The sequence below is a fragment of the Phenylobacterium sp. genome, from assembly GCF_031984885.1.
Classification (GTDB): domain Bacteria; phylum Pseudomonadota; class Alphaproteobacteria; order Caulobacterales; family Caulobacteraceae; genus Phenylobacterium.
Window position 1 is genome coordinate 153,979 of sequence record NZ_DAMABV010000003.1, and the last position, 20,708, is coordinate 174,686.

A 20,708-nucleotide genomic window follows, 5' to 3' on the forward strand; every position below is an offset into this window, starting at 1 on the left:
TGCTCGGAGGACCTATGCGCGAACGCCTTACCGCCAGGGTGCTGCTGTTCGATGGCGGCGGCCGGATTCTGCTGCTCAAGGGGCGGTTGCCCAATCGGCCCGCGCACACCTCGTCCTGGTTCACCGTCGGCGGCGGCGTCGAGCCGGGCGAGGGCCTGTTCGAGGCGGCGCTGCGCGAGATCGCCGAGGAGACCGGCTTCACCGACGGCGTCGAACTGGGGCCCGTGGTCTGGACCCGGGAGGCGGTGAGCGTGCTGGTCGGCGGCGAGACCGTGCTCCTGAAGGAAAGCTACATCGTCGCGCGCTGCCACGGCGGCGAGCCTTCGCGCGAGGGCTGGGAAGTCTACGAGCACGACTTCATCGACGACATCCGCTGGTGGAGCCTGGAGGAGATCGCCGCCACCACCGAGCGGATCTGGCCCGAGCGCTTCTGCGAGCTGATCGGCGCGGCGGCGCGGGGCGACCATCGCGGCGAGCCGCTGGAGATCAGCGTCGCCCAGGTCACGGGCTGAGCGGCTGTCATCAGGGCGCCGCGTCGGCGCACTAGGGGAGGGGCATGATCATCACCATTCTCGCCGCTGCGGCGGCCATCGCGTCCGGCTGCGACCTGGAGGCGCCTTCGGGTGAGCCCGGCTGCACGCGCGCCGCCGTGGACGCCTTGAAGATCAACGACCTCCAGGCCGTCGGCACGCACAATTCCTACAAGCAGGCGATCGCCCCCAAGCAGATGGCCCTGCTGCGGGCGGTCGATCCCAAGCAGGCCGACGGGCTGGACTACGCCCATCCGCCGCTCACGGCCCAACTCGACGCCGGCGCGCGGCAACTGGAGCTGGACCTGCTGAACGATCCCGACGGCGGCCGCTACGCCGCGCCGCTGGCCATGAAGATGGCGCCCGACCTTCCCTATGACCTCGAGCCGCTCAAGGGGCCGGGGATGAAGGTCATGCACGTCCAGGACATCGACTATCGCTCCAACTGCCCGCGCTTCACCGACTGCCTGAAGGAGATCGCGGCCTGGTCGCAGGCCCATCGCGACCATGTGCCGATCCTGATCCTGCTCAATCTGAAGGAGGGCGGCCTGGAGGTTCCGGGCGCGGTCGAGGCGCTGGCCTTCGACGCCAAGGCCATGGACGCGGTCGACGCCGAGATCCGCTCGGTCTTCGCCGCCGGCGACCTGATCACCCCCGACAGCGTCCAGGGCCGCCGCGCCAGCCTGCGTGCGGCCGCCTTGGCCGGGGCCTGGCCGACGCTGAAGGCGGCCCGCGGCAAGGTGATGTTCGCCCTCGACGCCCCGCCCGAGCAGGTCGCGATCTATCGCGGCCAGCGGCGCGCGCTGGAGGGGCGGGTGATGTTCGTGAACATCGACGAGGCCTCGCCCGCCGCCGGCTACATCACCCTCAACGAGCCCCAGGAGCAGGCCGCGCGCATCCGCGCCGCGGTCCAGGCGGGCCTCATCGTCCGCAGCCGCGCCGACGCCGACACGGTCGAGGCCCGGACCGGCGACCTCAGCCGCCAGCAGGCCGCCTTCGCCGCCGGCGCCCAGTACGTCTCCACCGACTACATGACCCCCGACCCGCGCCTGGGCGCCTACCGGGCCGAGCTGCCGGGCGGCGGGACGGCGCGGCGCAATCCCGTGCGCTAGAGCGGCCGCGCGTCGGGATACTGCGGCAGGTCGTCGGTGATCGGCCACCAGTCGGCCTTGGAGTCGACGTAGAAGTGGAAGTCCAGGCGCGCCCCAGTCGGCGCGTCCAGCGTCCCGGCCCGCAGCCGCATCGCGCCCGGCGTGCTGGCCAGCCGGCTGAACAGCGGCCCGCCGCAGCGGCGGCAGAACACCCGCTCCTTGCCCGGCGAGGACTCGTAGGCCTGCAACTCGGCCTCGCCGCTCAGCAGCCGGAAGTTCTTCGTTTCCAGCGGGATGTTGGCGCCGAACGGACCGCCCTGCGCCTTGCGGCAGTCGCCGCAGTGGCAGATCTGGATCGGCGGCAGATCGCCCTCGACCTCGAAGCGGACGGCGCGGCAAAGGCAGGATCCGACGTGCATTGGTGACTCCGCTGAAACCTTGACGCGAGCGGTAAGGTTAAGGCCGCCGAAACTAACCAAAACCGTTTACAGGACCTTGACGGAACGGCGTTATCTGCGAGCGCATGACCCGTTTCTCGATCCAATATGAGGAACCGTCCCCGCGGAAGCCGCCTCCGAACGGGTGGGTGATCGTTCGGGTCTTCATCTGGACCCTGCTGTTCGCCTGCTTCGGCCTCTGGAGCTGGGCGATGCTGGCCCAATAGCTCTCCGCCATACTGGCCTGCGATTTGCGGGCGACCTCCTCCAACTGGGCTGAACGTCCCGATGGAGGACACAATGCGGTTCACATTCGCCGAAGAGGCGCCCGCGCCGCGCCGCAATCCCGTGAAGATCTGGGCGCGCCGCGCGTTCGACATGGTGGTCATCGGGGCGATCGTGCTGGCGGCCGCCGAGACCATTTCCTTCCTGCGCGGCCTCGCCGGCTAGGACTGTCATCGGCCTGTCACGTCGGCGTCGCATGACCACCTGAGCCAGGCTCGGGAGATCGTCGATCCATGGGGCAAGCCAGCGCCTTTCTCTGGGCCTACGCCTTCGAAGGCGGCCTCGCGCATGCGCTCAGCGACGTGACGCTGGAGGCCGAACTGACCAGGCCGGAAGGCTGGGTCTGGACCCATTTCCCCTTGAGCGACCAGCGGGCGCGGCTGCATCTGGAGGGCATGGACGAGATGCCCGCCGCGGCGCGCGACATGATCCTGCGCACCGAGCAGCGGGTGCAGATCCAGTTCAACGGCGCCTGGGCCTACGGCGTCCTTCCCGACTTCGAACGCGACCTCGACGGCCGCGCCAACGCCCCAGGGCGGCTGCTGTTCGCGCTCTGCGAGGGTCGGCTGATCACCGCCCGCCGCCAGGCGTTGCGCGTGGTCGACGAAATGCGCCGCGAGGCCGAGCGCGGCGATCCGATCGCGACGCCGGCCGACGCCGTCATCCGGCTGATCGAACGCTATGTCGACGTTTCCGAGATGCGCCTGCACGCCGCGGCCGAGGCGCTCGACCGCGTCGAGGATCACATGCTGCGCGGCGACGGCGGCGAGGAGGGGCTGAGGCTCGGTCCGACCCGGCGCGGCCTCTCGCGGGACCATCGCGAATATCTTGGCCTGCGCAGCGCCCTGCACCGGGCCTGCGCGCCGCGCGCGGCCCACGGCGTGGAGCAGCTCTCGGGCCAGTTGCCGCGCCTGGCCCAGGAGGCCGAGGACCTGGACCGGGAGGCGGCCAGCCTGCAGGAGCGCGCGCGCCTGCTGCACGAGGAGATCGACACCCAGATCACCAGCGCCACCAACCGCAGCATGAAGGCGCTGACCGTGATGTCGAGCCTGATGATCCCGCCCACGGTGATCGTCGGCGCCTTTGGCATGAACCTGGAGGGCATGCCCTTCGCGACCTCCCCCGCCGGCTTCGCGGTCGCCTGCGGGCTCTGTCTGGCGGTGGTGGGCGGCGCCTACTGGCTGCTGCGCCGCCTGCGGATCATGTCCTGACGCCACGGCGCCCTGGAAAACCGTCCCGAACGGCGCCTACTGGCCTCAACGATCGGGGAGAGACGCCGTTGAAGATTCTGAGCCTGACCCTCGCGGCCTGCCTGCTGGCGACCGCGGCCCATGCCGAGGCGCCCAGCGTGGCCAGGGTCGGCGACCTTCCGACCGCCTTCGACGATCTCGGCGCGGCGGTCCAGAGCCTGAAGACCGCCGACGGCCGCACCGTCCATTTCACCGACACCGGCGAGGCGGGCTTCCGGCCCGTGCTGTTCATCGGCGGCACAGGCACCAGCGCCCGCGCCTTCGAGATGACCGAATTCCTGAAGTCGATGCGCAAGCAGTTGAAGCTGCGGTTCATCACGGTCGAGCGGAACGGATTCGGCGACAGCCCGATCGTCGCCGGCTGGGGCTATGGCGACTACGTGGCCGAGGTCGGCGCCGTGCTCGACCACCTGCAGGTCCAGCGCTTCTCGGGCGTCGCAATCTCGGGCGGCGGGCCCTACATGGCCCAGGTCGCCGCCGCCATGCCGCAGCGGCTGATCTCGCTGCACCTGCTGGCCGCCGCCACCCAGCGCCCGCCCGGCGACAGCGTCTGCAAGCTCACCGCCGAGCAACTGACCGGCGTGATGAAGTCCCAGGTGCAGAACCCCAAGACCTGGTGGGGATTCCCCAAGGACAGCCCGACGCACCAGATTCCCGGCTTCGCCGACCGCGCCTATGACGAAGGAGCCCGCGCCTTCTACATCCGCGGCCAGATGGGCGACCCGGCGCCCGAGGTCGCCGAGATCATGCGCTATTGCGGGCCGGCTCCCGACCTCTCGGCGGTGAAGGCCCCGGCCTTCGTCTATCAGGGAACCGCCGACACCCTGGTCACCGCCGACACCGCCGAGCGCTGGAAGGCGCAACTGCCGAACGTGGCGGAGATGCGGATCTATCCGGGCGAGGGGCATGACGTGCAGTACCGGCATTGGGACCAACTGCTGCTCGACGTCGCGGGACACTCGAACCTCACCGCCGTCTGCGCCGCCGGCCGCTCGCGGGCGCTCCCCAAGGCCGAGGCCGACAAGCTCCTGAAGGCCGGCGCGAGCCTCGGCGTCTGCGCCTGGAAGTAGGAGCGGTTCCTCCCTCTGGGGCCGGCGCGGTCGCCTTACCCCCGCTTTCTCCGATCGTCATCCCCGGCCGCGTAGGCGTGCCGGGGATCCATACGCGCCTGGGATCGGCGTCTATGGATGGCCGGGGCGGCCCGGCCATGACGAACCAGAGGGGGAAATTCATAGGCGATACCCCCTTGGGTAAGCCTATGGACTTCGCGGCCGCCCGCTCCGCGAGGGGGCCGTCCGCGCCTAGGCCCCGACCTTCGCCGGCTCGCCCGGCGCGTCGGGATCCTGGTCTTCGATGTCTTCCAGTTCGCCTTCCCACTTGGCCACCACCGCCGCGGCGACCGAGTTGCCGACCACGTTGGTCGCCGAGCGGCCCATGTCGAGCAGGTGGTCGACGCCGAGCACCAGCGCGATCCAGGCCTCCGGCAGGCCGAAATAGGTGAGGGTCGCCATGATCACCACCAGCGAGGCGCGCGGCACGCCGGCGATCCCCTTGGACGTCACCATCAGCAGCAGCAGCATGAAGATCTGCTGCTGGACCGTAAGCTGCACCCCATGCGCCTGGGTGATGAAGATGGTCGCGAAGGTGCAGTAGAGCATCGAGCCGTCGAGGTTGAACGAGTACCCCAGCGGCAGCACGAACGAGACGATGCGGCGGCGCACCCCGACCTTGGGCAGGGCGTCGAGGATGCGCGGATAGGCGGCCTCGGAGCTGGCGGTGGAGAAGGCCAGCAGGGCCGGGGTGCGGATCACCCCGAACAGCGGGACCACGCGCTTTCCGATCACCATGAAGCCGGCGATGAACAGCAGCACCCACAGCACGCCCATGGTCGCATAGAAGCCGAGGACGAACTTGCCGTAGACCGCCAGCATCGACAGGCCCTGGGTGGCGATGGTCGAGGCCAGGGCCGCGAAGATGGCCAGCGGGGCCAGCTTCATCACGAACTCGGTGACCTTCAGCATGATCTGGGCGCCCTGTTCGACCAGGACCGCGACGGCCGGGGCGCGGTCGTCCAGGGCGGCGACCGCCGTGCCGACGAACAGCGAGAAGACGACGATCTGCAGGATCTCGTTCTTGGCCATGGCGTCGACGATCGAGGTCGGCACCAGGTGGGTGACGAAGCCCTTGAGCGTAAAGGCGTCGGTGCTGGCCGAGGTCGGCGCGGCGGCCGCGGCCGCCGTCTGCATGTGCAGGCCCGCGCCCGGCTGCAGCAGGTGCACCATCATCAGCCCGACCAGCAGCGAGACGATCGACGCGCAGATGAACCAGCCCATGGTCTTGGCGCCGATCCGGCCCACGGCCGCGGCGTCCTCCATGTGGGCGATGCCCGCCACCAGGGTGGTGAATACCAACGGCGCGATGATCATCTTGATCAGCCGCAGGAAGACGTCGGTGACCAGCGACAGCCCGTCGGCGGCCTGCTTGGCCTGGTCCACGCTCATGAACTGGTTGCAGGCCCACCCGACGCCGACCCCCAGCACCATGGAAAGCACGATCAGCAGGGCGAAACGACGGTTCATGGGCGGCTCACGGCTCGTGGAAGGCGGTCGGCGCGGCGGGCCGCGAAACTCCGACTTTTCAACAAGACGCACGCGGGCTGCGGCGCCTCATGCCAAATCGTCGCCCGGCTGCAGGCTTTGGGGCGCCGGGCTCAGTCCGGAACCACGTCGAAGGCGATCGTCGTGCGCACCTGGTCGCCGCCGAACGGCACGGTGCCGTGCCAAATGTAGGACGGGAACAGCGCCAGCAGGCCCGGCTGAGGCCGCACGAAATGCTCGGCCTCCAAGGTCGGGCGCGTGGGAATCGGCGGCGCGCCGAACCGCAGCCAGCCGGCGCGATCCTCGCCCGCGCCCAGGGCCTGCGGGACGTCGATGTAGCAGGCCGAGGAGATCCAGCCCTGCGGGTGGATGTGGTCGACGTGGAAGCCGCCGGGCTTCAGGCGCACCGACCAGGCGCCCAGGACCCGGTGGCCGCCGCGGTTGCGGGCCCGGAACAGGTCCGCGCCCGGGCCGACCGCGGCGCGATAGGCGCGGATCGGCCCCTGGACCGCTTCGAAGAAGGCGCGGATCGCCGGATGCTCGGCCGCCAGCAGGTTCTGCGAGGTCTGGGCGCCGCCGCGGACCGACTGCTCGATCGGATGCGCCTGCAGGGCGTGCAACTCGGCCAGCGCCCCGCGCAGGTCGCCCAGATAGGCCTCGAGGCTGGCCCAGCCGGCGGGCGTGTCGATGGTCTGGGCGCGGACCAGGGCGTCGTAGTCCCAGAGGTCGCGATAGCGCTCGTCCCCGGCCAGGCGCCGGGCAGTGGCCAGGGCGGCGGCGGCCTCCTGGTCGATCGGGTTGTCGGCCAGCAAGCCCTCGGCGACCTCCGCGGCGGCGGCGGCCTCGCCCAGCGCCAGGTGGGCGTGGGCCATCGCGCGGCGGGCGGTCGGATCGCGCGGATTGCGGGCCAGCACCGCGGCGCAGAGCTCGCGGCTACGCTCGGGCGCGCCGCGTAGGGACAGGGCCGCGGTTTCCAGGGCCAGGCGCGGATCGCCCGGCGACTTCGCCAGCGCCTCCTGGGCGAAGGCCAGGGCCGGCGCCTCGCCCGACAGATGGTGAAGCAGGCGGATCTTCACCCCCGCCAGCGCCGCGGCCGACGCCGGCTGCACGGCGGCCAGCGCCGCATCGATCGGCGCCAGCGCCGCCTGGGCGTCGCCCGACTGCATCCAGATCAACTGGCAGAGGTCGCGCAGCGCCTCGACATAGGCCGGTCGCCGGGCGATCGCCTGGCGCAGGGCGTCTTCGGCCTCGGCGAACCGCCGCAGCCCCTGCAGGGCGCGGCCATAGACCAGCCAGGTCTCCGGCGCCTGCAGGCCGAGCGCGAAGGCGCGCTCGGCTTCGGCCACCGCCTCGCGATCACGGCCGGCGTCGCCGAGGCCGGAGGCGACGTTGTGGGCGGCCACGCCGCTGGCCGGGTTGAGCTGCGCGGCCAGCATGTAGTCGGCCAGGGACTCCGGCTTGCGGTCCAGGGCCTTCAGGGCCGCTGCGCGGGCCGACAGCGCCTCGGGCCAGATCGCCTTTCCCTGCACGAACGGGCGCACGAGCGCCTCGGCCTCGGCCGCGCGCCCGGCGGCGGTCAGCAGCCTGGCCAGGGCGGCGGCCGCCTGGACGCAGCCGGGCTCGGCCTGGAGTACGGCGCGATAGAGCCGCTCGGCCTCGGCCAGGCGGCCGGCCCGGCCCAACGCCTGGGCCTGCTGCAGCGCCTGGGCGTTGGCAGGCGAGAGGTGCGGCGGCTGGGCGGGCTGGGGCGGCAAGCGTCGTTCCGTTCACTGGGCCCGCGGCGCTCTGCGCACGGGCATGCGCGCGCATTGTGCGAACCGCCGCCCAAGCCTGTCCAGTGGGCGCCGATTGTCCGAAAGCGACGCAAAAGCCGCACTCCCCAGATCGTCGGAACCCCGATCCGGAAAATTACAAAACCGACATGTGGGTCCTCGGCAGGCCTGCGTCTTGGGGTGCGGACGCGCGAGGGGTGCGTCGTCTCATAACAAGGGCGGACGGATGAATTCGAGTACTTTGAAGTGGTTGATGGCGGGCGGCGTTGCGTATGGCGCTCTGCTCGCCGGCGGCGCGGCCCAGGCGCAGGAGGGGGGGACCGTCGCGGTCGAGGAAGTCGTCGTCACCGGTTCGCGTATCGCCCGTCCCGACTATGTCGCCAACAGCCCGATCGTGTCGGTCGGCCAGGCGGCCATCGAAAACACCGGCCAGGTGACGGTTGAAAAGTCGCTGTCGCAGATGCCCCAGTTCAGCGGCTCGTTCGGCCAGGGCAACACCGGCTCGACCTCGACCGGCCTGAACGGCGGCCAGTCCTACGCCTCGCTGCGCGGCCTCGGCGCCAAGCGCACGCTGATCCTGATGGACGGCCGCCGCCTGCAGCCGTCGAACCCGGACGGCTCGGTCGACCTCAACACCATTCCTGAAGCCCTGATCGAGAACGTCGAAGTCATCACCGGCGGCGCCTCGACGGCCTACGGCTCGGACGCCACCGCCGGCGTGGTGAACTTCCGCCTGAAGCGCAACTTCGAAGGCATCACGGTCGACAGCCAGTACGGCATCTCGGAACATGGGGACGGCGAGTCCTTCAAGGTCTCGCTGACCGCCGGCCGGGCGTTCGACGAGGGCCGCGGCCGCGCCGTGCTGTCGGTCGACTACACCAACCGCGACATCGCCCTGCAGAGCGCCCGCGACTGGTTCATCTTCCGCCTCTCGACCCCGGGCCTGTCGACCATTCCGCAAGGTACGGTGCTGTTCGGCGCCAACCTGCCGACCCTGGCGGCGGTCAACGGCGTGTTCGTCGGCCAGTACGGCACGGCCGCCCTGCCGGGCAACGCCGCGGGCCGCTACACCGGCCAGATCGGCTTCAACACCGACCAGACGATCTTCTCGACCGCCGGCGTGAGGGTGCAGAACTTCCGCGACCCGGAAACCAACGACGCCTACATCGTCAATTCGAACGCGTCCGGCACCCAGCAGCAGGTCAACTTCGGCTATGACGGCGCCTCGATGCAGTCGGACCTCGACCGCTACTCGGTGTTCGGCAAGATCGACTACGACCTGACCGACAACCTCCGCTTCTTCACGCAGTTCACCTTCACCGACTACGAGTCGGTCGGCATCTCGAACCCGACCCTGGCCTCGAACGTCTACGGCCTGACCGTTCCGGTCTCGAACCCGTTCATCCCGGCCGAATTCCGGACGATCCTGGCCTCCCGGCCGACCCCCGGCGCCGACTTCACCTTCTACAAGGCGCTGAACATCCTGGGGCCGCGGATCCAGCGCTACGAGTACACCGTCTACCAGCTCACCAGCGGCCTCTCGGGCGACGTCGGCATCAAGGACTGGACCTGGGACGCCTACGCGTCGTTCTCGAAGGCCAAGTTCGACAACGAGCAGACCGGCGGCGCCAGCGCCGGCGCGGTGGCTCGCCTGCTGAACAGCCCCACCGGCGGCACTGAATACTGCGCCGGCGGCTGGAACCCCTTCGGCAACCTGACCCCGTCGGCCGACTGCATCCGCTACATCAGCCGCCGCACGCTGAACCAGAACGAGCTGGAACAGCGCATCGTGGAAGCCAGCGTCCAGGGCGGCCTGTTCGAACTGCCGGCCGGTGAAATCCGCTTCGCGGCCGGCGTCGACTACCGCTCGAACGAGTACACCTTCACCCCGGACACCCAACTGAACCAGCCCGACGGCACCTCGGACGTGCTGGGCTACAGCGTGCTGCGTGACGCTTCCGGCTCGGTCGACACCTACGAAGCCTTCGGCGAACTGCTGGTCCCGATCCTGAAGGACCTGCCGTTCGTCAAGGAGCTGAACACCAACCTCGGCTACCGGTTCTCGGACTACTCGTCGGTCGGCGCGATCAGCACCTACAAGGTCGACTTCGACTGGTCGGTGATCGACAGCCTGCGCTTCCGCGGCGGCTACAACCGCGCCATCCGCGCCCCGAGCGTCGGCGAACTCTACGCGCCGGTCTCGACGGGCTCGGTCGCGATCGGCACCGCCGGCCCGACCAACACCGACGGCGACCCCTGCGACGTCCGCTCGTCGTTCCGCCAGGGCGCGAACGGCGCTCAGGTCCGCGCGCTCTGCCTGACCCAGGGCGTTCCGACCGCGATCATCGACAGCTACCAGCTCGGCACGGCCCAGGTGTTCGCCCTCACCGGCGGCAACCCGGACCTGCAGGAAGAGACGGCCGACACCTTCTCGTTCGGCGCGGTCATCCAGTCGCCGTTCGAACACCCGCTGCTGAGCCGCATGTCGGCGTCGATCGACTGGTACTCGATCAAGGTGAAGGACGCCGTCGGCAGCCTGCCGATCAAGAACTCGTTCCAGTTCTGCTACAATGCCGGCGGTTCGAACCCGACCTACGATCCGAACAACTACTACTGCCAACTGATCGCCCGTAACACGGCGTCCGGCGTGCCGCTGAACCCCGTTCAGCCGCTGCAGAACCTCGGTCAGTTCGAAACCACCGGCATCGACTTCCAGTTCGACTGGAACATCGACCTGATGGATGTCGGCCTGGGCGACGACGCCGGCTCGCTGGCGATCAACGTTTCGATCGGCTGGCTGGACCAGTTCAAGATCCAGAACCTGCCGAACGCGGCGACCTACGACTACGCCGGCACCTGGAACCAGGCTGTCGAGACCAGCGCCGGTCTGGCTCACCCGGAGTGGAAGTCGGTCACCTCGGCGACCTACACCCGCGGCCCGGCCAGCGTCGGCCTGCGTTGGCGCTATATCAGCGAGATGAAGAACTCGGCCACGGTGGTCACCCCCACCAGCACCGCGCGCGGTGTGAAGGCCTACAACATCTTCGACCTGAACGGCCGCGTGAAGCTGCCGTGGGAAACCGACCTGCGCTTTGGCGTCAACAACCTGCTCAACCAGAACCCGCCGCAGGCTGGCGACACCGAGTACAACTACGACCAACAGAACTACGACGTCATGGGCCGCGCCTACTACGTGGGCGTCCGCAAGCGCTTCTAGGACTGGATACCGGAGGCAGGGGCGGCCCCACCGCCCCTGTCGCCACAAGCCGCTGCGTCCTTGGCGGTGGAGGGCGTCGGTCGAAAGACCGGCGCCCTTCTTGTTTGCGCGGTCGGCCAGGCGCCCGGGCAAAAAAAGAGCGCCGGACCCGAAGGCCCGGCGCTCCCTGGCGTCTATGCCGCGGATCTACGGCTTGGCGACCGCCGGGCCGTAGAGCATGCCGTTGAACAGGAACTTGAAGGTCCCGTAGGACTGGGCGCGCTGGGTCACTTCCGGGCCCATCACGAACAGCTTGCCCTTGCCGACATCGATGTCGAGGACGCCCGTCGAGCCCTTCAGCTTCTCCTGGCCGACCGCCCAGCCGCTGCGCAGCGGAGCGTCGGTGTCGAACCAGGACACCTTGGCCACGCCGGTGGCCGAGGCCTTCAGGTTGAAGGTCGGGCTGCGGTCGAAGAACACGTCGATGTCCTGCGGCAGGCCATAGGCCAGCGGCTGGCGGTTATCGACCTTGGCGCGCAGCACGGACCCCGGAATGTAGAATTCCTTGGTCGAGAGCCCCACCAGCTTGTCGCCGTCCTTTTTGGCGACCGCCACGTCCACCGGAGCCCCGATGACCGTCGCCAGGCGCGAGGAGGAGCCGATGGTGATCACCGTGCCGCCGTTCTTGGCGAAGTCGGCCACCTGCGGCAGCGTCTTGTCGTCGGTGATGGCGCCCAGCCACGGCCGGAACTCGGCCGGGATGTCGTCGACCTTCGGCTGCGGGAAGCTGCGGCCGGCCCGGAAGGGACCGCCCTGCGGGGCCGGGATCACGCCGTCGGCGAAGACCAGGACGTCGTAGTCCTTGCCCAGGTCGCCGGCGTCGAGACGCTGCGGGTAGACCACCTCGAAGGGGGCCTCGAACTGCTCGAACAGCCAGCGGTTCCAGCCCGAGGGCATCGAGCCGCCATAGACGTCGACCAGGCCGACCCGGATCGGCTTCAGGGCGGTGGCCTCGCCGGCCGGCTTGGCGCCGACGGCGTAGGCGTCGATGCCCAGATCCTTCACGCCCTGGGCGATGACCGACTGGGCCTCGGCCGAGGCCGGCACCCAGATCGCTCCGGGGCCGAAGCTCTCCTTGCCGGCCTTGGCGCCGTCCTTGAGCCAGAACACCGGCTGGCCGGCCTTCAGCAGGCGGTTGGTCAGGGTGAAGCTCTTGTTGGTCTCGTGGCTGATCAGCCAGCCGGCCTTGCCCGAACCCTTCACCGAACCCGGCTGCACCGAGACCAGGTCGGGCACGCGCTCGGTCGGGGCTTCGAAGCCGTCCAGGATGCGGTCGAACTTGATCCCCATCTGGTAGGCCAGGGTGTAGCCGGTGACGTCGTAGGGCGCCTTGGGCGGGCCGCCCGGATACTCGGTGTCGTGCGGGTGGTCCTGCGGCTCGAACATGTCGAGGACATGCGGGCGATAGGCCTGGGCGGCCTTCACCACATACGAGCCGGCCGGGTAGGTCTTGGCCCCGACCTTGAACGGCTTGGTGGCGCGCTCGACGTCGACGCCGGTCTTGATCAGCGCGTTCACGAACGCCGTCACGGTCGGCATGTCCGCCTGGTCCGACGGGATGATGAAGCCGCGCGGATCGCGCGATTCCGGGGTCCGCAGGACGCTGTAGAGGCTCGGATCGACGGCGCCGGCCCGGCCGAAGAACGAGGCCATCATCTCGTCCTCGCCCGCGGGCTTGGCGTCCTTGGCGGCTTCGTTGAGCAGGTCGATCTTGGTCGGGGTGACGGTCCAGCTATCCCGGGAGCCGCGCTCGATGCTGTTCGCGCCCATCTTGTAGATGTTGGACAGCAGGCGTTCGCGGTTGCGCGAGGCGTAGTCGATGACCGCGCGGTTCATCGTCCACTGGTACTCGACGGTCTGCGACAGATGCCAGGTCTGCGGCGCGATCGGCATCGGACGGTCGCCGTTCGGCAGTTGCAGGTTCGGCACCAGCTTCACGGTCTCGGGGGTCGGGCCGCCGATGATCTCGGTCAGCAGGCCGATCGAGTTGTGGAAGTAGGCGATCGAGCGCTCCATCCCGTTGTGCCAGGTGGAGTAGGAGGCCGCGCTGCGGGCGCCCGAGCCGGGCTTGTCCTCGGCGACCAGGCGGCTGTGCATGGCCATGCCGACTTCCTGCAGCGAGGTCATGACCAGCGGGTCGTAGTTGTAGTTGAACGGGTCGCGGAACGGCGGGACGAACACCACCATGCCGGTCGGGCCGGTCTGGTGCTGGTTGAAGATGATCTGCGGGAACCACTCGCGGAACAACTGCTTGTTGACGTTGGTCGTCTCGGCCATCTGCGACATGTAGCTGTCGCGGTTGTTATCGTGGCCCACGTACTTCTGGTAGAGGCGCGGGATCGAGTGGAACTCGCGCTTCTTCGGGTCGTCGTGGCGCATGTACCAGTCGGACACCAGCTCCATGCCGTCCGGGTTGTCGTGCGCGAACAGGATGATCACGTCGTCCAGCATGCGCAGGGTCTCGGGATCGTCCTGAGACAGCATGCGGTAGAGCACCTGGATCTGGCCCTGGGAGGTCACGGTCTCGGTGGCGTGCAGGCCCGCGTCGATCCAGACGATGGCCTTGCCTTCGGCGGCGAGCCTGGCGGCCTCTTCCTTGCTCAGCCCCTCGGCCTTGGCCAGGCGCTTGGAGATCGACTTGTAGTGATCGAGCTTGGCGAGGTTGGCGGGGGAGGAGACCACCGCCATCCACTGGGTGCGGCCCTCTTCGGACTTGCCGAAGTCGACCAGCTTCATGCGGTCGGACTGGCTGGCCAGGGTCTTGAGATAGGCCTCGTAGGCCGTGTAGTCGGCGAGGAAGTAGTCGCTGCCCGGGTTCTGGGCGAAGGCCTCGCTCGGCGGGGTTACGGTCGCGGCGTTCGCGGCTCCGCCCATGATCATGACCAGCGCCAGCGCGGCGCCCGTCATTGCGTGTTTTCGCGTCATTCCATCCCCCGTCACGTTTGCCTGAACAGGCAGTCCTACCAATGGACCTGCCTCAGTAGACGAGACGCAAGGGCGCTTCGATTCCGCACCTCTGGTTGCGGATCAATTTCACGGCACGGGAGGATACCGGTGCACAGAAAAAATGACGGGACCGGACCGCTCGGCCCGATCCCGTCGGGGCGGCTTACTCGGCGCCGCCGGCCTTGCGGTAGTCGAGCGGCGGCTTGCGGTCGCCGACCATCGACTTGTAGGTGAAGTCCGAACCCTGGCGTTGCTTCAGCTCGGCCTTGGCCTGTTCGATCAGCTCGGGGTTCGACAGCAGTTCGGCGCCCGTGATCGACAGGGTCTTGGCCGCGACGGCCGCGCCCTTGAGGCCGATGCTCATGCCGGCCGCCGCCACGTTCTGCCAGCTATGGCCGGCCGAACCGGGCACGAAGGTGGCGGTCGAGAGGCCCACCGTCGGGGTGACCCACGAGACGTCCGACACGTCGGTCGAGCCGCCGCCGGCGTCGCCGGAGGTGTCGGCGTTCTTGTAGGGCTGGATCTTGCCGACCGAGCTCAGGTCGCCGCCGCCGTTCGGCAGGGACTTGGCCAGCTCCTGCGCGAACTTGGTCTCTTCCGGCGTCCAGGTGATGCCGCCGACGCTGTTCAGCGAATCGTACATGACCTTGCCCAGCACGTCGTTGGGCAGCAGGTTGTAGACGCCGCCGGTCTGTTCGAACTCGACCTTGGTGCCGGTGATCATGGCCGCGCCCTGGGCCGCGGTCTTCACGCGCTCCATGACGTCGACGACGATCTTCGGGTCGGCGTTGCGGACGTAGTAGTAGACCTCGGCGAAGTCGGGAACGACGTTCGGGGCCTTGCCGCCGTTGGTGACCACGTAGTGGATCCGCGTGCGGTCCGGGATGTGTTCGCGCAGGTAGTTGTTGGCGACGTTCATGATCTCGACGCCGTCGAGCGCCGAGCGGCCGGCCCACGGCGCGCCCGAGGCGTGGCTGGATTGGCCATAGAAGCGGAACTTGCCGCTGATGTTGGCCATCGAGGTGCCCTGGTTGGCCGAGTTGGTGTTGCCCGGGTGCCAGTGCAGGGTGATGTCGACGTCGTTGAACAGGCCGTCGCGGACCATGTAGACCTTGCCCGAACCGCCTTCTTCGGCCGGGGTGCCGTAGACGCGGACCTCGCCCTGGACCTTGTTGGCGACCATCCACTGCTTCAGCGCGACGGCGCTGGCCACCGAGGCCGCGCCGAACAGGCTGTGGCCGCAGCCGTGGCCGTTATCCTGGCCCGAGACCGGCTGCTTGGTGGGAACGGCGGCCTGCGACAGGCCGGGCAGGGCGTCGAACTCGGCCAGGATGGCGATGACCGGGCCGCTGCCGTTCTTGAAGCTGGCGACGAAGCCGGTCGGCTCGCCGGCCACGCCGGCCTGGACCTTGAAGCCGGCCGCCTTCAACTGGTCCTGGAGGACCGCAGTGCTCTTGGTCTCCTGGTAGCCGAGCTCGGCATAGCTCCAGATCTTCAGGGCCGCGTCGTTCATCTTCGGGGTGAACGCGTCGACCGCCGCGGTGAGCTGGCCCTTGTCGGCCGCGCTCAGGGGGGCGGCGGTGGCGGCCGTGGCGGCGAGCCAGGCCGTAGCGCAGAGCGCGCTGGTCGCCAGCGCCTTCGAAATCATCTTCATGGGTCCTCCAGGACGCCAGCGCATAAGGGCGCCGGCGCTCCCCTTCAAGACGCAGGCGTGGCGGGTTTCCTCACTCCCCCGCGGGCGGGAGAAGCTCGATCGTGCCGGCCGAACTGCGGCTGGCCCTGGCCATGCCATAGGCTTCCAGCGTGGCGACGAAGCCGGTGACGTCGCCCGACTTGAAGCGGCCGCTGAGCGGCGTGGCCGCCAGGCCGGCGTCGGCGATCCGCACCTTGCGCGTGGAGTAGCGGTTCATTTCCTCGACGATGGACGCCAGCGGGCGATTCTCGAAGACCAGGCTGCCGTCGCGCCAGCTCGTCAGGTCGGCGAGGTTGCGCTGCTCGAGCCTCCAGGGCGCGTCGCCCGTCTGGACCAGATGATGGCCGGGCGTCATCTCGACGCTCGCATGCGCCCCGTTCACCCGGACCTTGCCCTCGACCAGGCTGACCGACCATCGGCCCGGATCGACGCGGACGTCGAAGGCGGTGCCGAGCGCGGTGACCGTGCGGCCGGCCGCGGCGACCACGAACGGCTTCTCGGGGTTCTTGGCGACCTGGAAATAGGCCTCGCCCCGGACCAGGGTCAGGCCGCGGCGGCGATCCCATTCGGTCAGGCGCACCTCGGTGTCGGTGCTGAGCGTGACCTTCGAGCCGTCCTGCAGGGTGATGGTCTGCTGGCCGCCGACGGGGGTGCGATAGACGGCGAGCGCGGCCGGCGCGGCCTGGGCCGTCACCGGCGCATCGGTCTGACGCTGGGCCTGCTGCCAGGAGCCGAAGCCCAGCACGGCGCCGCCGGTGACCACGGCCGCCGCGATTCCCGCAGCCCAGCGCATGTGCGGACGCCGACGCTCGGCGGCCAGCTCGGCCTTCAGCGCCTCGCGGGCGGCCAGGACCTGCGGATCGTCCTTCAGGGCGCCCAGGCGGCCCCAGGCTCCGTTGACGCTCGCCCAGTCGTCGCCATGCGCCGGATCAGCCGCCAGCCAGGTCTCGAACTCGCGCCGCACATCCATGTCGCCGGGATGGCGTTGCAACCGCACAAACCACGACGCGGCGTCCGGGCTACCGGAAGGACCGATTTGTCGTTGGTTGTCGTTCATCGATTTCCTGCAGCCGGATCGAGACGATCCGTAGAGCCTTGGTGACGTGTTTTTCGACGGCGCTGACCGAAATGCCAAGTTGCGCCGCGGTAGCCTTGTAGCTCAAGCCCTCGAAGCGGACGAGCATGAATGCCGCGCGGGTGCGCGGCGAGAGCTGGTTCAGGGCCTCCAGGGCCACGGAAGCCGTCTGCTTGGCCTGCAGAATCCTGTCGGGCGACAGTTCGTCCAGCGGATGGTGGGCTTCTTCGAGTTCACAATGCGCGCCCCGGCGCCTCACCGTGTCGCGGCGCCGACGGTCCAGCAGGACGTTGGTGGCGGTCTGGAAAATGAAGCTGGAGAGGTTGGTGACCTCGCCGCCATTGCGACGGTTGTGCAGCCGGAGCAGCACTTCCTGAATCAGGTCGTCGATTTCGTGCCCGTCGGCCCTGCGCCGAAAGAAGGCGCGTAAGGCTTGCTGGTAGGGGAGCGAGGCATGCGCCAACCCCTCCGGCTCGCCCCTGGCTCCGGTCGTTTCCGCCCACGCCATGGAAAAATCCTGAACACCCCGATTGTCTTATTGCAGTCATGGTTGTTGATGGGGGCGCCCAGGTCAATGACGTTTGGGAAGGGGAGTCGCCTGGCGGTCCCCGTGCTGGGTTTTCGGGCAACGGTGGGGCGGTCGTCGGCGCCATGTGGGCGGAGAGCGGCAAAGAGCGCACTGGCTGGCGCATTCGGCTGGTCATAGAAGGCTGGCTGTCGGAAGGCCGTGGCGTTGGCGCGGAGCCTTGTAGCCGTTGAGTATTCTCCGTCTCGGGATCGTTGTCGCGTGCGTGTCGTGCGCCGTCCTGCCCGGGACGTCGGCTCTGGCCGCCGGCCGCCAGGCGCAGTTCTCGATTCCGTCCGGGGCGCCTCTCGATCGCGCGTTGACGATGTTCTCGGCCCAGAGCGACCGCGACATCCTGTTCACCCCGGCGATGGTCGAGGGCCGGCGCAGCAGGGGCGTGTCGGGGCGAATGGAAGCCGGCGCGGCGCTGGACGCGCTGCTGCGCGGGTCGGGCCTGACCTGGCGCGAGTTCCAGGGCCGCTATCTCGTCGAACGCGCCAGGCCCGAGAGGGGCGAAGTCGAGACCGAGGCCGAGGTCGAGGGCGTGGTGGTGACCGCCCTGCGGCGCCCGACTCTCGATCGCCTGACGCCGATGTCCGTGCGCGCCTTCTCCGGCGAAGAGCTCACCCGCGCCGGGGCGGCGACCTTCACCCAGGCGACGAACCTGCTGCCGGGCCTGACCCAGACGAGCACCGGCACCGGCCGCAACCGCCTCAGCCTGCGCGGCGTCTACGGCTCGGGCGAGGCGACGACGGCGCTCTATTATGACGACATCCCGGTCACCGGGCCCAGCGGGACCACCGCCGATCCCGGCGGCTCGTCGCCCGAGTTCCTGCTGGTCGACGTCGAGCGGCTGGAGTTGCTGCGCGGGCCGCAGGGCACGCTCTACGGCTCCAGCGCCATGGGCGGCGCCCTGAAGGTGGTCTTCAAGCGGCCCGACCTTTCCCAGGCCAGCGCGTCGCTGGCGGGCGAGCTGTCGACCAACGCCGGCTATTGGGGCGAGGCCCAGACCGTGGTGCTCAACCAGCCGGTCGTGCAGGACCAGGTCGGCGTGCGGCTGGCCGCCTATCACCGGCGCGACCCGGCCTATATCGACAATGCGCGCCTGGGCCTGAAAGGCGTCAACGAAGCCTCCACGTGGGGCGCGCGGCTGGGGGTCGGCTTCCAGTTCGAGGGCGACCTCCAGGTCAACCTAACCGCCGCGCACCAGGACACCCACGAGGGCGACACCAGCGCCAGTTGGGCCGAGGCGCCGCCCTACGTCTCCTACGGCTACGTCCGCACGCCGTTCGACAGCCGCACCACCATGTACGAGGGCGCGCTGAGCTGGCGGTTCTCGGGGATGCGGCTCTCGGCCAACGCGGCCTCCTATACCTGGAAGAGCACGCGCCACATCGACTACACCGGCACGCTGCAGACCGAACGCCTCAGCCTCGAAGGCTGCAAGCGCTATCTCCAGTTGGCGGCGACGGCGACCTGCACGCCGGCCCAACTGGATATCTATTCGGCCTATGTCGACAGCCGTGCGCCGGGCCTTCTCTACCAGCCGATCGACCTGAAGGCGGAGGTGCAGGAAGTGCGCCTGCAGTCGGAAACCCCGGGCTTCCTGGCCTGGACGGCGGGGCTGTTCCGGGAAGTGCGGACGGACACGATCGACAGCCAGGTGATCGCCAGCGACGCCGCCACCGGCCTGCCGCGCCCCGGCGAGGGTTTCACCGGCCGGCGCATCGTCGACAGCCGCCTGACCCAGCAGGCGGTCTTCGGCGAGGTGACGCTCGGCGCCGACCGCGACACCTCCTTCGTGCTGGGCGCGCGCCACTTCGCCTATGACAAGCGGACGAGAGGCCAGGCGCTGGTGGTCAATGTGATCTCCAACACCACCGAGGCCAATTTCCACAACACGACGGAGGAGAGCGGCTGGAGTCTCAAGCTGCTGGCCAGCCATCGCTTCGGTCCGGCGGCGATGGGCTACGCCCAGGCCTCGCAGGGATTCCGTCCGGGCGGGGTGAACACCGTGCCCGGGCTGCCGCCGAACCTGTCGGCCTATGGCGCCGACGGCCTCTGGAACTATGAGATCGGCCTGAAGAGCACCTGGCTGAACAATCGCCTGGCGTTCAATGCGGCGCTCTATCACATCGATTGGCGCGACATGCAGTACACGGCCAACAGCACCAACGGCGCGTTTTCGTTCATCACCAATCTGGGGCGCGCGCGGGTGAACGGGCTGGAGGCCGACGCCGCGTTCGTGATCAATCCGGCGCTGCGGGGCGGGGCGAACCTGGCGCTCACCGACGCGATCCTGACCAGCGACCAGGCCAGCGACGATGGGGTCGGGCTGGGCTCGGCGGGCGACCGCATCCCGGCGATCCCGCGGGTGGCGGCCGACGCATGGCTGGAATATCGCCGCGACCTGTCGGGCGGCCTCGAGCTGATGGTCCGGACCGACGCGGCCTTCGTCGGCCCCTCGCACAGCACCTTCAAGCCGGGCGTCGGCGTGGACGTCGCGCTCGGCGACTATTGGCTGGTCAATGCGCGGGCCGTGCTCCGCGGCGGCTCCTGGAGCGTGGGCGCCTATGTCGAGAACCTGACCGGCACGGACGACCCCAGCTTCGCCACCACCGGACGGCACCCCCTGGCGTTCGAGCCGCGTCCGCGGCGCTTCGGCCTGACCGCCACCTACGATTTCTGAACGGCCCCGCTGGCGGTGCGTCAGGATCGGACGCATGATGGCGCTGGGTGCGAAGGGATATAGGCACCGGCCGGATGAGCCGCGATCTGGGCACCAGGGGCCGTTCGGCGGCATTGCGCCATGAGCGGAAGTTGGCGCGAAGCCGAGAAGCGGACGCCGGTTGAGGTCCGCTAGCGGACACCTAGCACCGCCCCCTTGCGACCCGTTGCAGACCTGCGGTGAGGGCGCAACAATGCGCGAGCACCATAAACCCCGGACCTAGATGCGATCTTGGAAAGCTGACCTCGTTGAGGCGACCGCCAGTGCGCTCTGTTGTTTTGCGTATGGCGTCCCGCTCCTGCTCTGGATCGAGGCCGCCCCGTCCGAATGGTTCGACGTATTCAATAGGTGGGGCCCGAGCCTGCGGCCGTGGCTAATTGGCGCGGCGGGAGCGGCCGGGGCTCTCCCATTGGTCGCCTTGCTTCTGATCGTCAAAAGGGTTCTCAGGCTTCCCCGCTGACCAGCCGGTGCAGTGTCGCCAAG

At 69.1% G+C, this 20,708-nt stretch carries 14 protein-coding genes; 7 read left to right on the forward strand and 7 right to left on the reverse strand.

What is annotated here, in order from left to right:
• Nucleotides 1–14 precede the first annotated feature (14 nt).
• Together RTL41_RS06450 and RTL41_RS06455 are read left to right on the forward strand one after the other, a co-directional pair.
• Nucleotides 15–512 (forward strand): NUDIX domain-containing protein, encoded by a 498-nt coding sequence (locus RTL41_RS06450; RefSeq protein ID WP_312162511.1) that lies wholly within the window; start codon nt 15–17, stop codon nt 510–512.
• Between the two features lie 44 nt (nt 513–556).
• Nucleotides 557–1,642, forward strand: a complete 1,086-nt coding sequence (locus tag RTL41_RS06455; protein ID WP_312162513.1) for a Ca2+-dependent phosphoinositide-specific phospholipase C — start codon at nt 557–559, stop codon at nt 1,640–1,642.
• On the opposite strand, the gene RTL41_RS06460 is transcribed toward RTL41_RS06455, so the two are convergent.
• Complete coding sequence (locus tag RTL41_RS06460) at nt 1,639–2,040, reverse strand: GFA family protein (RefSeq protein WP_312162515.1); 402 nt, start codon at nt 2,038–2,040, stop codon at nt 1,639–1,641. The genes RTL41_RS06455 and RTL41_RS06460 overlap by 4 nt on opposite strands.
• A 318-nt stretch (nt 2,041–2,358) precedes the next feature.
• Here RTL41_RS06460 and RTL41_RS06465 point away from each other — a divergent pair, with 318 nt between their 5' ends.
• The 3 genes from RTL41_RS06465 to RTL41_RS06475 all read left to right on the forward strand — a co-directional run bounded on the left by RTL41_RS06465 (nt 2,359) and on the right by RTL41_RS06475 (nt 4,663).
• Nucleotides 2,359–2,508, forward strand: coding sequence for a hypothetical protein (locus tag RTL41_RS06465; protein WP_312162517.1), 150 nt, complete (start codon nt 2,359–2,361; stop codon nt 2,506–2,508).
• 68 nt (nt 2,509–2,576) lie between these two features.
• The gene (locus tag RTL41_RS06470; protein WP_312162519.1) at nt 2,577–3,554 is read left to right on the forward strand and encodes a CorA family divalent cation transporter; all 978 of its coding nucleotides are present in this window, start codon (nt 2,577–2,579) and stop codon (nt 3,552–3,554) included.
• A gap of 68 nt (nt 3,555–3,622) precedes the next feature.
• Nucleotides 3,623–4,663 carry an alpha/beta hydrolase gene (locus RTL41_RS06475; protein ID WP_312162521.1) on the forward strand — a complete coding sequence of 347 codons (1,041 nt, stop codon included), beginning with the start codon at nt 3,623–3,625 and terminating at the stop codon, nt 4,661–4,663.
• A gap of 231 nt (nt 4,664–4,894) precedes the next feature.
• On the opposite strand, the gene RTL41_RS06480 is transcribed toward RTL41_RS06475, so the two are convergent.
• Entirely contained in the window at nt 4,895–6,172 is a 1,278-nt protein-coding gene (locus RTL41_RS06480) for a dicarboxylate/amino acid:cation symporter (RefSeq protein WP_312162522.1), read from the reverse strand.
• 131 nt (nt 6,173–6,303) lie between these two features.
• Complete coding sequence (locus RTL41_RS06485) at nt 6,304–7,944, reverse strand: putative 2OG-Fe(II) oxygenase (protein ID WP_312162524.1); 1,641 nt, start codon at nt 7,942–7,944, stop codon at nt 6,304–6,306.
• A gap of 271 nt (nt 7,945–8,215) precedes the next feature.
• On the opposite strand from RTL41_RS06485, the gene RTL41_RS06490 reads away from it, so the two are divergent.
• Nucleotides 8,216–11,179 carry a TonB-dependent receptor domain-containing protein gene (locus tag RTL41_RS06490; RefSeq protein WP_312162527.1) on the forward strand — a complete coding sequence of 988 codons (2,964 nt, stop codon included), beginning with the start codon at nt 8,216–8,218 and terminating at the stop codon, nt 11,177–11,179.
• A gap of 186 nt (nt 11,180–11,365) precedes the next feature.
• On the opposite strand, the gene RTL41_RS06495 is transcribed toward RTL41_RS06490, so the two are convergent.
• From RTL41_RS06495 to RTL41_RS06510, 4 genes are all read right to left on the reverse strand, one after another.
• Nucleotides 11,366–14,125 (reverse strand): M14 family metallopeptidase, encoded by a 2,760-nt coding sequence (locus RTL41_RS06495; RefSeq protein WP_312162530.1) that lies wholly within the window; start codon nt 14,123–14,125, stop codon nt 11,366–11,368.
• Nucleotides 14,126–14,327: 202 nt separating this feature from the next.
• Nucleotides 14,328–15,818: an amidohydrolase gene (locus tag RTL41_RS06500; protein ID WP_312162532.1), complete on the reverse strand. Its 1,491-nt coding sequence runs from the start codon at nt 15,816–15,818 to the stop codon at nt 14,328–14,330.
• 70 nt (nt 15,819–15,888) lie between these two features.
• Nucleotides 15,889–16,914 carry a FecR domain-containing protein gene (locus RTL41_RS06505; protein ID WP_312162533.1) on the reverse strand — a complete coding sequence of 342 codons (1,026 nt, stop codon included), beginning with the start codon at nt 16,912–16,914 and terminating at the stop codon, nt 15,889–15,891.
• Nucleotides 16,877–17,440, reverse strand: coding sequence for an RNA polymerase sigma factor (locus tag RTL41_RS06510; protein WP_312162535.1), 564 nt, complete (start codon nt 17,438–17,440; stop codon nt 16,877–16,879). Before RTL41_RS06510 ends, RTL41_RS06505 begins: the two co-directional genes overlap by 38 nt.
• A 283-nt stretch (nt 17,441–17,723) precedes the next feature.
• Between RTL41_RS06510 and RTL41_RS06515 the strand changes: the two genes are divergently transcribed.
• Entirely contained in the window at nt 17,724–20,186 is a 2,463-nt protein-coding gene (locus RTL41_RS06515) for a TonB-dependent receptor (RefSeq protein ID WP_312162537.1), read from the forward strand.
• The last annotated feature ends 522 nt before the right edge of the window (nt 20,187–20,708 follow it).

Coding starts and splice junctions, on each gene's coding strand:
- RTL41_RS06450 (WP_312162511.1), top strand. CDS start 15: ATGCGCGAACGCCTTACCGCCAGGGTGCTGCTGTTCGATGGCGGCGGC.
- RTL41_RS06455 (WP_312162513.1), top strand. CDS start 557: ATGATCATCACCATTCTCGCCGCTGCGGCGGCCATCGCGTCCGGCTGC.
- RTL41_RS06460 (WP_312162515.1), bottom strand. CDS start 2,040: ATGCACGTCGGATCCTGCCTTTGCCGCGCCGTCCGCTTCGAGGTCGAG.
- RTL41_RS06465 (WP_312162517.1), top strand. CDS start 2,359: ATGCGGTTCACATTCGCCGAAGAGGCGCCCGCGCCGCGCCGCAATCCC.
- RTL41_RS06470 (WP_312162519.1), top strand. CDS start 2,577: ATGGGGCAAGCCAGCGCCTTTCTCTGGGCCTACGCCTTCGAAGGCGGC.
- RTL41_RS06480 (WP_312162522.1), bottom strand. CDS start 6,172: ATGAACCGTCGTTTCGCCCTGCTGATCGTGCTTTCCATGGTGCTGGGG.
- RTL41_RS06490 (WP_312162527.1), top strand. CDS start 8,216: ATGGCGGGCGGCGTTGCGTATGGCGCTCTGCTCGCCGGCGGCGCGGCC.
- RTL41_RS06495 (WP_312162530.1), bottom strand. CDS start 14,125: ATGACGGGCGCCGCGCTGGCGCTGGTCATGATCATGGGCGGAGCCGCG.
- RTL41_RS06500 (WP_312162532.1), bottom strand. CDS start 15,818: ATGAAGATGATTTCGAAGGCGCTGGCGACCAGCGCGCTCTGCGCTACG.
- RTL41_RS06505 (WP_312162533.1), bottom strand. CDS start 16,914: ATGAACGACAACCAACGACAAATCGGTCCTTCCGGTAGCCCGGACGCC.
- RTL41_RS06510 (WP_312162535.1), bottom strand. CDS start 17,440: ATGGCGTGGGCGGAAACGACCGGAGCCAGGGGCGAGCCGGAGGGGTTG.